At 68.9% G+C, this 13,330-nt stretch carries 13 protein-coding genes; 8 read left to right on the top strand and 5 right to left on the bottom strand.

All coding sequences use genetic code 11. The features are described 5' to 3' along the window. Positions 1 to 78 precede the first annotated feature (78 nt). The 8 genes from IT182_15680 to IT182_15645 all read left to right on the top strand — a co-directional run bounded on the left by IT182_15680 (position 79) and on the right by IT182_15645 (position 8,312). Entirely contained in the window at positions 79 to 330 is a 252-nt protein-coding gene (locus tag IT182_15680) for a hypothetical protein (protein MCC6164791.1), read from the top strand. Between the two features lie 3 nt (positions 331 to 333). Then, positions 334 to 1,038, top strand: coding sequence for an arylesterase (locus IT182_15675; GenBank protein MCC6164790.1), 705 nt, complete (start codon positions 334 to 336; stop codon positions 1,036 to 1,038). Beyond that, positions 1,035 to 1,733, top strand: a complete 699-nt coding sequence (locus IT182_15670; GenBank protein ID MCC6164789.1) for an ABC transporter ATP-binding protein — start codon at positions 1,035 to 1,037, stop codon at positions 1,731 to 1,733. Before IT182_15675 ends, IT182_15670 begins: the two co-directional genes overlap by 4 nt. 1 nt (position 1,734) lies before the next feature. Beyond that, on the top strand, positions 1,735 to 4,275 hold the full coding sequence (locus IT182_15665; protein ID MCC6164788.1) for an FtsX-like permease family protein: 2,541 nt from the start codon (positions 1,735 to 1,737) through the stop codon (positions 4,273 to 4,275). A gap of 76 nt (positions 4,276 to 4,351) precedes the next feature. Next, positions 4,352 to 4,681: a TraR/DksA family transcriptional regulator gene (locus IT182_15660; GenBank protein MCC6164787.1), complete on the top strand. Its 330-nt coding sequence runs from the start codon at positions 4,352 to 4,354 to the stop codon at positions 4,679 to 4,681. Then, positions 4,678 to 5,166, top strand: coding sequence for a hypothetical protein (locus IT182_15655; protein MCC6164786.1), 489 nt, complete (start codon positions 4,678 to 4,680; stop codon positions 5,164 to 5,166). Before IT182_15660 ends, IT182_15655 begins: the two co-directional genes overlap by 4 nt. Positions 5,167 to 5,183: 17 nt before the next feature. Continuing rightward, a complete protein-coding gene (folK, locus tag IT182_15650; protein ID MCC6164785.1) occupies positions 5,184 to 5,633 on the top strand; it encodes a 2-amino-4-hydroxy-6-hydroxymethyldihydropteridine diphosphokinase in 450 nt (149 codons plus the stop codon). A gap of 33 nt (positions 5,634 to 5,666) precedes the next feature. Further along, positions 5,667 to 8,312: a peptidase M14 family protein gene (locus IT182_15645; GenBank protein MCC6164784.1), complete on the top strand. Its 2,646-nt coding sequence runs from the start codon at positions 5,667 to 5,669 to the stop codon at positions 8,310 to 8,312. 157 nt (positions 8,313 to 8,469) lie between these two features. On the opposite strand, the gene IT182_15640 is transcribed toward IT182_15645, so the two are convergent. Genes IT182_15640 through IT182_15620 form a run of 5 tightly spaced genes read right to left on the bottom strand, consistent with a single transcriptional unit; the run spans position 8,470 to position 13,330 of the window. Beyond that, positions 8,470 to 10,233, bottom strand: coding sequence for a TolC family protein (locus IT182_15640; protein MCC6164783.1), 1,764 nt, complete (start codon positions 10,231 to 10,233; stop codon positions 8,470 to 8,472). Positions 10,234 to 10,292: 59 nt separating this feature from the next. Further along, on the bottom strand, positions 10,293 to 10,751 hold the full coding sequence (locus tag IT182_15635) for a periplasmic heavy metal sensor (GenBank protein MCC6164782.1): 459 nt from the start codon (positions 10,749 to 10,751) through the stop codon (positions 10,293 to 10,295). Between the two features lie 48 nt (positions 10,752 to 10,799). Continuing rightward, entirely contained in the window at positions 10,800 to 12,011 is a 1,212-nt protein-coding gene (locus IT182_15630) for a 4-hydroxy-3-methylbut-2-enyl diphosphate reductase (protein ID MCC6164781.1), read from the bottom strand. 42 nt (positions 12,012 to 12,053) lie between these two features. After that, complete coding sequence (locus IT182_15625; protein MCC6164780.1) at positions 12,054 to 12,671, bottom strand: hypothetical protein; 618 nt, start codon at positions 12,669 to 12,671, stop codon at positions 12,054 to 12,056. 11 nt (positions 12,672 to 12,682) lie between these two features. Then, positions 12,683 to 13,330, bottom strand: coding sequence for a sigma-70 family RNA polymerase sigma factor (locus IT182_15620; GenBank protein MCC6164779.1), 648 nt, complete (start codon positions 13,328 to 13,330; stop codon positions 12,683 to 12,685).

The following is a 13,330-nucleotide window of genomic DNA, read 5'->3' as shown; positions in this document are numbered from 1 at the left end:
TGTTCCAATGGACCAGGGCCGAAGGGCAAAGGACAAAGGTCCACGGCCTGGAACGTCACGACACACGAGCAGGTACGCATGGCACGAGGGTGGGAGAGCAAATCGGTCGAGGAGCAGCAGGAGGCGGCGGCGGAGCGTCGCGCGGCCGCTGCTGCGCCGGACGTGTCCGCGGCCGACGCGGAGCGTCGTCAGCAGATCGACTCGCTGGCGCTCTCGCGGGCGCGCGTCCTCGCCGACTTGCAGCGTGCATGCCGTCCCGCACACCGCGGCATGCTCGAACAGGCGCTGGCGGACATCGATGCGCGCCTCGCGGCGCGCGGAGCGCGGTGAGCCATGCGCAGACGTCACTGTCTTGTCGTTCTCGTCGCCGTCGTCCTTGGCGTGGCAGGGTGCCAGCGTGAGGCGCCAGACGCCGGCACGGCGGCCTCGTCCACGCCAGCGCACCAGACGAGGACTCCTGCGTCCTCCCCGGAACGCCCACGCGTGGTGGCATTCGGCGACAGCCTCACGGCGGGACTCGGCCTCGCACCGGATCTGGCATGGCCGGCTCTGGTGCAGCGCGAGGCAGACGAGGCGGGCCTCGACGTCGAGATCGTCAACGCCGGTGTCTCGGGCGACACGACGGCCGGAGGCGTGCGGCGCCTCGACTGGGCGCTCGACGGCGACGTGCGCGTGCTCGTTCTCGAACTCGGCGCCAACGACGGCCTGCGCGGCCTGCCCGTGGCGCAGATGCGCGACAACCTCGCGCAGATGATCCGCGTCGCCCGCGACCGCAACATCGCGGTCCTGCTGTGCGGCATGGAAGCGCCGCCCAACTTCGGGCCGCAGTACACGCGCGAGTTCAGGCAGGTGTACGTCGAGCTCGGCGCGCAGGACGGCGTGACGCTGCTGCCGTTCTTCCTCGACGGCGTCGCGGGCAACGCGTCGCTCAATCAACCTGATGGCATCCATCCCAACGAGGAAGGTACCCGGCGCGTGGCCGACCTCGTCTGGCAGTTCCTCCAGCCCGTGATCGCGCGCGCGCTTGCCTCCTCATGATCGAATTGCGTGGTGTCTCGAAGACCGTCGACTCCGGTGGGTCGCCGCTGACGATTCTCAAACCTCTCGACCTCACGATCCCCGCTGGTCGCAGTCTGGCGATCGTCGGCCCGTCCGGCAGCGGCAAGAGCACGTTGCTCGGATTGATGGCCGGTCTCGACGCCCCGTCGACGGGAGAGATCAGTATCGACGGCACGATCATCACCAACCTCGGTGAGGACGCGCTCGCGCGCCTGCGTGGACGGCTGATCGGCTTCGTGTTCCAGTTCTTCCACCTGATGCCGTCGCTGACGGCGTTCGAGAACGTGCTCGTGCCCATGGAACTGGCCGGCGTGCGCGATGCGCACGAGCGCGCCACGCGCCTGCTGCACGACGTGGATCTCGACGCGCGTGTGCATCACTACCCGTCGCAGCTCTCCGGCGGCGAACAACAGCGCGTGGCGCTCGCGCGCGCGCTGGCCAACGAACCGAAGGTGCTGCTGGCCGACGAGCCGACGGGCAACCTCGATTCGAACAACGGGCAGCACGTGATCGACCTGCTGTTCGACGTCAATCGCGCGCGGCAGACCACGCTGGTACTCGTCACGCACGATCGCGAGCTGGCGGCGAAGGCCGACGTGCAGATCGTGATGCGCGACGGCGCGGTTGTCGAACGCATCGAGCGTCAGGTCGACGCGCCCGCGGGAGTGCGCTGACGTGTTCACGCTGCGCATGGTGTGGCGTGAACTGCGGGCCGCGTGGGGACGCCTGCTGTTCTTCTTCCTGTGTGTGGCCATCGGCGTCGGCGCGATCGCGGCGCTCAGGTCGGTGATCCAGAACGTGCGCGAGGCGCTCGTGCGCGAAGCGCGCGTGTTGACGGCTGCCGACGTCGTGGTCTCGACCAACCGCCCGTGGCCCGAGGACACGCGAGCGGATGTCGACGCTGCACTTGCCCGTGCGCCGGTGCGCGCACGCGTCGAGACCGTCGAGCTCGCGACGATGGTGCGGCCGGCCGACGAGTCGCGTGCGGTGGCGCGGATGGCGGAGTTGCAGGCCGTCGATCGCGGGTATCCGCTGTATGGCACGCTCGTCCTTCGCGACGGCCTCACGTTCGATCACGCGCTGCTCGATGACCACGGCGTGCTCGTGCGCCCCGAACTCCTCGTGCAGCTCGATCTGTCGGTGGGCGACCAGGTGCGGATCGGCGAGTCGACGTTCACCATTCGCGGCGTGATCGAGACGGAACCGGGTCGACGGACCGGCATGTTCAGCCTCGGCCCGCGCATCATCATCGATCGCGCCGATCTCGACGCGACGGGCCTGTTGGCCTACGGCGCGCGCGCGCGCTTCGCCATCCTGCTGCGCATGGACGACAACGGGATCGATCCGCTGGTCGACGGGATCCGCGAGCGCTTCAGGGGCAGCTTCGTGTCGGCGCGCTCGTATCGGACCACCGAGGATCGCGTGGGCGAGGACCTGCGCGTGGCCGAGAACTACCTGAGCCTCATCGGCTTCGTCATGGTGGTGCTCGGCGGCATCGGCGTGTGGAGCGTCACGCGCGTCTTCATCGGGCAGCGGATCCGCAGCATCGCGGTGATGAAGTGCCTCGGCGCGACGAGCCGCCAGATTCTTGCCATCTATCTCGCGCAGGTCACGGCTCTTGGTCTCATCGGCAGCCTGCTCGGTCTCGTGCTCGGTGCCGTCGCGCTGCGGTTCACGCCGGGCGGGCTCTTCGGCGTCGAGTCGCTCGACGCGCGGCTCACCCCGCATGCCTCGATGCAGGCCGTGGCCGTTGGCGTGCTCGTCTCGCTGCTGTTCGCGCTCGTCCCGCTGCTCGAGGTGCGGCGCGTGCGGCCGCTGTGGCTGTTGCGCGACGAGTCGGCCCGCACGTCGCTCGGCGGCCGCCTGGCGCGGATCGACTGGACGCAGTGGCTGACGGTGGCGGTCGTCGGGATCGCGCTGGCGCTCGTGGCCTCGTGGCAGGCGGCCTCACTGCGCGCCGGGCTCATCGTGTCGGCCGGCCTGCTGGCGATCACGGCCGTCTTGTTCGTGACGGCGGCGAGCGTGGTGCGCGCGGTGCGCCCACTGCGGCACACGCGCGTGTTCGCGCTGCGGCACGCCGTGCTCAGCCTGGCCAGGCCGGGCAACCAGACGCGCGTCATCCTGCTCGCCGTCGGTCTCGGCACGTTCTTCATCCTCGGTGTGCGTCTGGTGCAGAGCACGCTCGTCGATCAGTTCGCGTTCGATCTCCGTCCCGACGCGCCCGACATGTTCCTGCTCGACGTGCAGGCCGATCAGGTCGCGGACGTTGAACGCGTCGTCGCCGCGACGGACGGGGCGAGCGGCCTGCGCCTGATTCCGGTCCTTCGGGCACGCGTCACGGGCATCCGCGGGGCCGACGCCGATGTCGATACGCTCGAAGGCGTGCAGGGACGGCAGGGGCTCGGTCGTGAGTTCGTGGTCACCTATCGCGAGGGACTCGCGGACAACGAGACGCTGCTCGACGGGCGGTTCTGGCCCGACGCGTCCGATGGGATGGCGGAGGTCTCGATCGAGGAGTCGCTGCGCCGCAACGCGGGACTGCAGATGGGCGACGTCATCAGGTTCGACGTCCTCGGGCGCGCGATCGAGGCGCGCGTGACGTCCATCCGTGACGTGGACTGGAACGACGTGCGCTCCGGCGGCTTCATGTTCGTGTTCCGCCCGGGCACGCTGGACAAGGCGCCGCACGGGTTCATGGGTGTGCTGCGCGGTCCCGAGACACCAGAAGGCCGCGCGCGCCTCCAGCGCGATCTGGTGGCGGCGCATGCCAACGTGTCGGCGGTGGATGTGCGCGAGGTGGTGAAGACGGCGCAGGGCGTGCTGTCGAACGTCACGCTGGCCATCAGCGCCGTCGGAGGGCTCGCGCTCGTGAGCGGCATTCTCATCGTCATCGGGTCCGTGGCGATGACGCGTTTCCAGCGCCTCTACGAGTCGGCCATCCTGAAGACGCTCGGGGCCACGCCCCGGACCATCTCCGTGATGGTGGCGCTCGAATACGTCGGACTGGGAGCGCTCGGCGGTCTCGTGGGGGCGATGGGCGCCCTGGCCCTGAGTTGGGCGGTGTGTCGGTACCTGTTCGACATGGCGTGGCGCCCGTCGCCGGTCACCGTGGTGTCGGGCATCGTGCTCGCAGCTGTCCTGGTCGGCGTGGTGGGCATCCTGGCAAGCCTCGACGTGGTGCGCCGACGGCCGCTGGCCGTCCTTCGGGCCGAATAGCTCCGGCACCGGCCGCTGGTGCTACCATTTCCTGATTGTCACCTGCCGCGAACGCGGCCGGAGGGAGTAGCTCAGAGTGGACACGACGGAATTCCAGGACGCTCTCCTGAAGAAGCAGCGCGAACTGCTCTCCGGTGAGGGTCTCAAGCCCATTGGATCCATGATGGGCAACAGCCGTCAGGGCGACATGGCCGACCAGGCCGACGGGATCAACGAGGTCCACATCGCGCTGAAGCTGCGCTCCACGGACGCCAAGATCCTCCAGGCGATCGAGGAGGCGCTCGAGCGCATCGATCGCGGCACCTACGGCATCTGCAAGGACTGCGGCGAGTTCATCTCCGCCGCACGTCTCCGGGCGATTCCCTGGACGCGCTCGTGCATCACCTGCAAGGAGAAACAGAAGTGACGCCCTCGGCCACCCTGACGCTGTTGCAGGAGCTCCATCGCGACCGCCTCGCCCTCTTCGATCGCCACATCAAGGGCGCGCAGGCCATCGCCGACTACGAGTTCAACAACACGTACCAGTACGTGGTCGGGCGCGAGGAGCACCACCTCCAGTGGGTGCGCAACGCCATCGCCGATCTCGGCGGCACGGCGGACATGTCAATCTCCGCGCTGGCTGTCCCGGCCGGCAAGGGCAAGTCGCGCGAGACGGCCGTGCTCGACGACGATGCGCGGCAGCAGAAGGCGTTCATCGAGAAGTGGACGCCGAAGGTCGCCGGGGTCTCCAACGCGCGCCACCGCACCATGCTCACGCTGATGCTCGGCGAGATGCGCGAGCACCTGCGCTTCTTCGATCTGGCGCTGCAGGGGCGTGACGACCTGCTCGGCCGCCGGATGGCCGGCGCGAGCACCGGCGACGGCGTGCTGCCCGTGCGGTGGGTGGAGTAGCGCGCGTTCCTGTCGCGATTGCGCTCGGGAGCAGCCTCGGCGATCGCGACGCGCATCTGGACGAGGCCGAAGACCGACTCGCGTCGCTGTTGAACGGCGCCGTGACGTCGGCGCGCTACGAGACGGCGTCTGTCGGCGGGCCGGCAGACGCCCCGGAATTCCTCAACGAAGTCGTCGTGGGCAGCACAATCCTGAGTCCGCGCGCCCTGCTCGCCGCGCTTCACGCCATCGAGGACGCCGCCGGACGCGAGCGTCCGTTTCCCGACGCCCCGCGCACGCTGGATCTCGACCTGATCCTGTACGGCGATTTCATCATCGACGAGCCCGGTCTGCAGGTGCCGCACGCCCGCTTCAGGGATCGCCTGTTCGTGCTGCGGCCGCTGGCCGACGTGGCCGGTGATTGGGTCGACCCCGTGTCTGGCCAATCGGTCGAGCAGCTCCTCGCGGCATTACCGTCGTTCTCGTAGGCGGCGACGCACGGCGCGGATACAATTCGCGCCATGTTTCCCTCTCGTTTCACCAGTCGTGCGCTGTCGAGCGCCATGGCCCTGACTCTTGTGGCGGGGGCGGGGGACGCGATCGCGCCGTCTTCCATCCTGCCGTCGCTGCACGCGCAGACGCCCGCGACGCTGCCCACGCCCGAGCAGTTCTTCGGGTATCGCATGGGTGCCGATCGCAAGCTCGCCAACTGGGATCGCCTGCTCGAGTACTACAGGACGCTCGCGAAGGCGTCCGATCGCGTGAAGGTCGTCGAGCTCGGATCGACGAGCGAAGGGCGGCCGTACATCGCGCTCTTCATCTCGTCGCCGGCCAATCTCGCGAAACTCGACGCGTTGCGACAGTTGAACGCCACGCTGGCCGACCCGCGCGCCGCGAGTCAGGCAGACGTCGAGCGTGCCATCAAGGACGGCCGCGCCGTCGTCATCCAGACGTTCGCGCTGCACTCGAGTGAAGTGGCAGCCTCGCAGACGGCTGCCGAGTTCGTCCACGACAGCCTCACGCGCAACGACGAGGAAGCCGCGCGCATGCGCGATCAGGTGGTGAGCATCGTCGTGCCGTCGATCAATCCCGACGGGACGCAGATGATCGCCGACTGGTACATGAAGTACGTCGGCACCGAGTACGAAGCGACGGGCCTGCCGTGGCTGTACCAGAAGTACGCGGGGCACGACAACAACCGCGACGGGTTCGCGCTCAACCTGCCCGAGTCGCGCAACCTCGCGAAGATCCTGTATCGCGAGTGGCTGCCGCAGGCCTACGTCGACCATCACCAGATGGGCGCGACCAATGCGCGGCTCTACATCCCGCCCTATGCCGAGCCGATTCGCCCCGACGGCGATCCGCTCGTGTGGCGCGAGATGACGTGGTGGGGCGCGCACATGGGCACGCAGCTCGAGGCCGCGGGGAAGACGGGCGTCGTGGGTGCCGCCGTGTACTCGGGGTGGGGCCACATGGGGTTCCACTGGATCACGCCGTTCCACAACATCGCCGGGATGTTGACCGAATCGGCGAGTGCGCGTCTTGCGACGCCGATGTTCCTGCACCCCGATCAGCTGCGCGGTGGCCCCCGCAACCTGCCCGAGTACGCGCCGCAGACCACGATGCCGAGCCTCTGGCCCGGCGGCTGGTGGCGCGTGCGCGACATCGTGGAGCAGCAGAAGATCGCGGCATGGGCCACCGTCGACCTCGCGGCGCGCAATCGCGAGACGGTGCTGCGGAACATGTACCTGAAGGCGTCGCGTCAGACCGAACGCGGGAAGGCCGGACCCGTGAAGGCCTACGTGCTCGCGGCGGGGCAGCACGATCCGCTCACGGTGCGGAAGCTCGTGAACATGCTGATGGCGTCCGGCGTCGACGTCCACGAGACGACAGGGCAGGTGATCGTGGATGGGCGAGCCTACGGGCCCGGCTCGTTCGTCGTGTCGATGGCGCAGCCCAAGCAGGGTCTCGTGCGCTGGATGCTCGGGCGCACGTTCTATCCCGACAACACCTACACGCGCGACAGCAATGGCGATCCGATCCGGCCGTACGACATGTCCACCGACACGTTCGGCGAGTTCATGGGCGTGAAGAGCGACCCGGTCGGCGAGCCCATCCCGGCGGCGTTGCTGAAGAAGGTCACCGCGGCGTTGACGCCGTCGGCGACCGTGGCGGCGTCCGCACCGAACGGGTACGTCCTCGACGGGCGGCTGAACGACAGCTACCGCGCGGCGTTCCTGCTGCTCGGCAAGGGCATTGCGGTCTCGCGTGCGACGGAGGCGACCGCTGACGGCAGTGTGCGCGTGGGCGATTTCCTCGTGGGCGCCGGTGACGTGCGGGCCATCGCGACGCAGGCCGGCGTGGACTTCAAGGCGGCGGCGGGCCCCGTGCCGACGTCGGCCACCAGGCTGACGGCACCGCGCATCGGTCTTTTCCAGCGGTACCGCGGCGGCAACATGGACGAGGGCTGGACGCGCCTGTTCTTCGAGCAGTTCGACGTACCGTTCACCACGGTGCGTGACGCGGATCTGAAAGCCGGCGGGCTCGACGCGAAGTTCGACGTCATCGTGCTGCCTGCCGATTCGGTTGCCGCGATGACCGGTGACGCGCCGCAGGGCGGTGGTCGCGGCGGTGCCGGCGGCGGTGGGCCTCAGCGTGATGTGCCGGAGGAGTATCGCAGCGGGTTCGGTGCCGAAGGCGTGAAGGCGCTCGAGGCGTTCGTGCACGCCGGCGGCACGCTGGTGACGTTCGCGCAGGCGGCCGACCTGCCCGTGCAGCGATTCAGCCTTCCGGTGCGGAATGTGGTGGCGGGGCTGCCGTCCAGGACGTTCTGGTCGCCGGGATCCACGCTGCGGGTGCGCTATGCCAACGACAATCCGCTTGTGTACGGCATGCCGGCGGAGGGGTTGGCGCTGTTCATGCCAGGCAGCCAGGTGTTCGAGATCACGTCCACGGACCGCAGCCAGGACATCGCTGTCCTGGCCACCTATGTCGACCGCGACATTCTCCAGAGCGGCTGGCTTCTCGGCGAGCAGGTCATCGCGCGCAAGGCCGCGGCCGTCGCCGTCTCGCACGGCAAGGGCCGTGTCGTCATGATCGGCTTCCGTCCGCAGAACCGCGCGCAGACGCACGGCACGTACAAGCTGGTGTTCAACGCGCTGATGTGATGCCCACGGCTCAGGGCGCGACGGACGGCCACCCTCTCCGCTGCGACACGGCGCCGGCGGGCGGGTAAGGGCCGCCCCTACGCACGGCGATCGCAAGCGAGAGGTCGGGGCACCCCGTGTGGATGCCCTGCCCGACGGGCGGTCACCCTGGCGGCGGCTACTGCTGGCCCTGACCGGTGCCGGTACCCTGACCGCCGGCCTGGCCGGTGCCCGTCCCGGTGCCGGTGGCAGCGCCTGTACCCGTGCCGGCGTTGGCGTTGGTGTTGATCGTGATGCCACCACCTGACGTGAGCTGGACGCGCTCGAAGGTCACGAGCGACTGCTGGTAGTCGAGTTCGGCGCGCAGCAGCGTGTTCTCGGCGGTCAGGAGGTCGCGCTGGGCCTGCACCACGAGGAAGTTGGTGGACAGCCCGACGTCGAACTTGCTCTGTTCCGCTTCGAGACGCCGCTGCGAGAGATCGCGTGCGACGCGCGCCGAGTCGACGCGTTCGCGGTTGGACTCCACCTGAAGACGTGCGTTGGTCACGTCCGACGCAATCCGCAGTTCCAGACCCTGGATTTCCGTCAGGGCCTGCTCACGCGTGATCTTCGCCCGTGCGTACTGGACCGACTGCGGATTCGGGCCGAGCGGCAGCGACACGACGACCTGGGCACTCCATGTCGGATAGCGGCGGCGCAACATGAGGTCGAGCGCGTCGACATACCCGCCTGACTCGGTGACGCCACGGTCGCTGGTGCCCGGGATGGTGCCGAAGCGATCGCCGCCGATACCCTGCCCGCCGTAGTTGGCCACGAGGTTGGCCTGCGGCCCGGCCTGGTTCTTCAGCAGGGCCATGTTCGCGTCGGTGATCTCGAGGTTGCGGCGGCGCTGGGTGAGGTCCGTACGGGCCGACAGCGCGTTGCGCAGCGCCTCCTCGAGCGGAGCGGGCTGCTCGGTCATCGTGGGGCGATCGACAGGATTGATGCGCACGTTCCAGACCGGGTCGCTCGTCCCCGAGACGATGAGTTGCTTGAGCGTGAGGTCGGCGGTGCGTGCCTGCGCCTCGAGCTGCGCGAGCGATTGCTTACGTGCTGCGGCTTCCGCTTCGGCCTGGACGACGTCGATGGGAGCCAGCGTCCCGACCTCCACGCGCACCTTGTTGTCCTCGACCAGACTCTGCGCCAGCGCGAGTGATCGGCGAGCCGTTTCGACAACCTCTATGGCGAAGACGAGATCCCAGTAGGCGTTGCGGACCGACGCGAGGGTGTTGGTGACGGTGGTGCGGAGCTGGACGTCCGACAGTTCGCGGTTGATGCGCGTGACAACGAGCTGTGTGCGCGTGTTGTCCGTCTCGCGCCCACGCAGCAGCGGCTGGACGATCTGGGCGGTGAATGTGGAGTTGTACTGCGGGTTGAACGTGACGAACGTGTTGTTGTTGTCCTGCCGCCGGTTGTTGAACGCCACCGAGTACTGGGTGCCGAGCCACGGGAGCGACTGGTTCACGCCGAAGTTCCACGTGATCTGGTCGTTCTTCACGCGGTCACCGCCGATGAGCTGACTGGTCGGCAGCTGATACGTGCTGTTGAGGCCGAGCGTCGACGAGGCCACCGGGTTGAAGTTGGCCTGGATGGCCTTGAGGCTCAGATCCATGGCCACGGGGTTCAGCCGCTCCACGGCGATGTCGAGGTTCTTCTCCAGCGCCATCGCGACGGCGTCCTCGATCCGCAGCGCCATCGCCGCGGGATCGGTCGTCGGCGTCGGCGCGGCCGACGGGGACTGCACACCGGACGTGGCAGGTGCCTGATTGGCCCCCACGGCGCGCAGCAACTCGGCGACGCGCGCCTCGCTCACTGTCGGGGCGTTGGCTTGCGCGAGTGCAGGGACGGGCGCCAGGGTCAGGGCCGCCACGACGGCCGGCACCAGATACACAGTCGATCTCACGAACGATCCTCCTGCCGGTCCGCGGACCAGCCGACCAGCCCGCCGGGGGCCGGAACCTCCTACCGTTGCTGCGTTGACGGGTGTGGCGCGGTCCCCGCCGCACGCGACTGCTCGTACGCCTCGAGCTTGCGGCGTTGTTCGGGCGTCAGGAGCCGGTGCATGCGGTAGAGCATCAGCGTGCGCGTCTTGGACAGCGCGCTGCGCGCCGCCTCCACGCGATCGATGGTGCGCACCACCACGGCTTCGTCCTCGTTGGACTCGCCGAGCAGCCGCGACAGGGCCGCTTCCCGCTTCTCCAGTTCCGCCTTCTCGGCGCGCAGCTCGTCGCGTACCGAGAGGAACACCTTGTCGAGGTCCGCCGTCTGCGCGTCGCTCAACCCGACCCGCATCCTGCAGACCGGGTCCAGCCACCACTTGGACGGCCGTGGAGCCTGACCCTGCGCCTGGCCGCCGTGGACCGGAGCCAGGCTCAGGGCCACGATCAACGCCCCTGCGATTGCTGTCACCACCTTGTTCATGAACACACCTTCCCCGTCCTCCGGGTACGGTTGCCCCTCGACGCCTGTTTACCGCGATGTGCCGGCGGTGAACGCGGAGAGGCGTTCCACCACCATGCCGATGATGTTGTTGGGCGTCGAGGCCCCCGCCGTGAGCCCCACGCGCACCACTCCCGACCGCGGGAGCCAGTCGTGCGAGACGGTCTCGGGCAGCTTGGCCGTCGGCTGGTCGGACGGCGGTACGGGACGATGGCGGATGCGGTCCGGGGTCTCCAGTCGGTCGACGTCGGCGATGTGGAACGTCGGCACGCGATCGGCGCAGATGCGCGCCAGATTGCACGTGTTGCTGCTGTTGTAGCCGCCCACCACCAGCATCAGGTCGAGCGGCTCGTTGTCGAGGAGCGCCAGCACGGCGTCCTGCCGCTCCTGCGTGGCGCTGCAGATCGTGTCGAACGGGCGGAACCTGTCGGCCAGCGCGGCCTCCCCGTACCTGTCGGCCATCGCCTGTCGCAGCATCTCGGCGATCTCCAGCGATTCGGTCATCAGCATCGTCGTCTGGTTGGCCAGACCGATGTGCCCCAGGTCGCGCTCGGGATCGAACCCCGCCGAGACGGCGTGGCCGAACTGCGCCATGAAGGCGTGGCTGTCACCGCCCTCGCGGATGTACCGGCAGACGTCGGCGGCCTCGACCTTGTCGAGGACCACCAGATAGCGCCCGCCGGCCGTCTTGAGCGCCTGGCTGGCCGTGGCCTGCGTCTCCTCGTGCTTCACCTTGCCGTGAATGACGGCCGTGACGCCTTCACGCGCGTACCGGGTGACGTTCTTCCAGACGTTGAGCACGGACCCGCAGGTGGTGTCCACGAGCGCGCAGCCGAGATCCTGCAGCCGGGCGAGTTCGTGGACGGTGACGCCGAACGCGGGGATGATCACCACGTCGCCGTCGCCGAGCGGCGTCTCCGGCTCGCCGGGATCGCTCAGGAACCTGATGCCCGCCGCGCGCAGCTTCTCGTTGACGTGCGGGTTGTGGATGATTTCGCCCGTCAGGTAGACGCGCTGGTCGGCGAACCGCTTGCGCGCCTGGTAGGCGTAGTCCACGGCGCGGTCCACGCCGTAGCAGAACCCGAACTCACGCGCCAGGTGGATGGTGAGCCGACCCTCGTCGAACCGGAAGTCGTTTCCGCGGATCCGCTCGACGACGTCGCTGTGGTAATCACGGGCGAGATCGCCCTTGACGGCGTCCTTGAGGTCGAGTCCCTTGCGGAAGATGAGTGGCGGCACCACACATCAGTATACGGTCTTGGCCTCTCGACCGGCTCCCGCGGTCTACCGCGTCGGCCTGGCGCGGATGTCCGAGGCTCGAGGAGTGAGTTGGTCGAGCACACGGAACTCCTTGGATCGGCTCCGCGCGATGGCCGCATCGATCTCCACGAGCATCTGCTCGTCGGTCTCCTGCGAGAGGGTCGACGGCACGGGACGTACGGCGTCGGTGCGCGCGCGCCAGAGGGCCGCCGGGTCGGCCTTGACCGGGCCCATGAGGCGACCCGCGCCGATGCCGACGAGCAGGCCGGCCGCCGCCGCCATCGCGAGCCACCGGCGGAGCGGTTGCACGGGCGCCGTGCGGCGCGCCGCGCGCGGGAACGCCAGCAGGCGTCCCGAGTGCCCTTCGAGACGACGCATGATGACGTCGAACTGGCGATCGAGCCGTGCCGGCGTGATGAGCGCCTCCACGCTGGTCGCCACGTCGTGGCGCAAGGCGGCCGCGTCCTCGCGCAGCGCGTCGAAGCGGCGCGCGCAGTCGTCGCACTGTTTCAGGTGCCGAAGATAGCGCGCCGCCACGGCCTGCTCGCCGGAGACGAGCAGGGTGTGGAGTTCGACGAGCGACTCGTCGCTGAGGTGGGGCAGGGCCCACGGCCCGAACCAGCGCGTGTGCAGCATGAACATCGTGTGGCGTCTCAATCCTCGAGCGGTGCGGCGCGAAAGGCCGGATCGTCGGCCAGCAGCAGACGCAAGCGTCGCAGCGCCCTGAACAGGTGTACCCGAATCGTCGTCTCCCGCAAGCCTGTCATCTCGCTCACTTCTCGCGTCGATGCGCCTTCGATCTGGCTCATCAACACCACCGTTCGCTGCCGCTCCGGCAGGCGTTCGATCGCGTCCAGCAACCGGGCCCCGCGTTCGCGCCTGAGCGCAAGGGCCTCGGGCGTCGATTCCCGCGGCACCGAGACGCGCTCGAGCGGGCTCGCATCGCCGAGGTCGTCGGCGGCAATCATCCAGCGGGCCCGCCGCCCACGGGCCTTCACGCGATCCAGGCACGTGTTGACGAGGATGCGCGTGAACCACACCTCGAACGACCGGCCGTACTCGAAGTCGCGCAGGTGCGTGTACGCCTTCACGAAGGCGTCCTGCACGGCCTCGTCGGCTTCGGCCGACTCGCGCAGGTAGTACAAGGCGATCCGCGTGGCCTTCCGCTGGTGCCGGCGCACGAGTTCGCCGTACAAGTCACGGGCGGCCGCGCCCTCGTCGGCGAGCAGATGCGCCTTGACCACCGCGGCGATGTCGACGTCGGCGGACGCGCCCGCAAGGGCCGCATCGGCAGGCGTCAC

The organism is Acidobacteriota bacterium, assembly GCA_020845575.1.
Lineage (GTDB): Bacteria > Acidobacteriota > Vicinamibacteria > Vicinamibacterales > Vicinamibacteraceae > Luteitalea.
Note: the sequence above shows the minus strand (reverse complement) of the source record. Positions and strands in the feature narration are given on the sequence as shown.

Excerpts from the sequence above, each read along its gene's own strand:
- IT182_15680 (MCC6164791.1), top strand. The coding sequence starts at position 79 with ATGGCACGAGGGTGGGAGAGCAAATCGGTCGAGGAGCAGCAGGAGGCG.
- IT182_15670 (MCC6164789.1), top strand. The coding sequence starts at position 1,035 with ATGATCGAATTGCGTGGTGTCTCGAAGACCGTCGACTCCGGTGGGTCG.
- IT182_15625 (MCC6164780.1), bottom strand. The coding sequence starts at position 12,671 with ATGTTCATGCTGCACACGCGCTGGTTCGGGCCGTGGGCCCTGCCCCAC.
- IT182_15645 (MCC6164784.1), top strand. The coding sequence starts at position 5,667 with ATGTTTCCCTCTCGTTTCACCAGTCGTGCGCTGTCGAGCGCCATGGCC.
- IT182_15635 (MCC6164782.1), bottom strand. The coding sequence starts at position 10,751 with ATGAACAAGGTGGTGACAGCAATCGCAGGGGCGTTGATCGTGGCCCTG.
- IT182_15675 (MCC6164790.1), top strand. The coding sequence starts at position 334 with ATGCGCAGACGTCACTGTCTTGTCGTTCTCGTCGCCGTCGTCCTTGGC.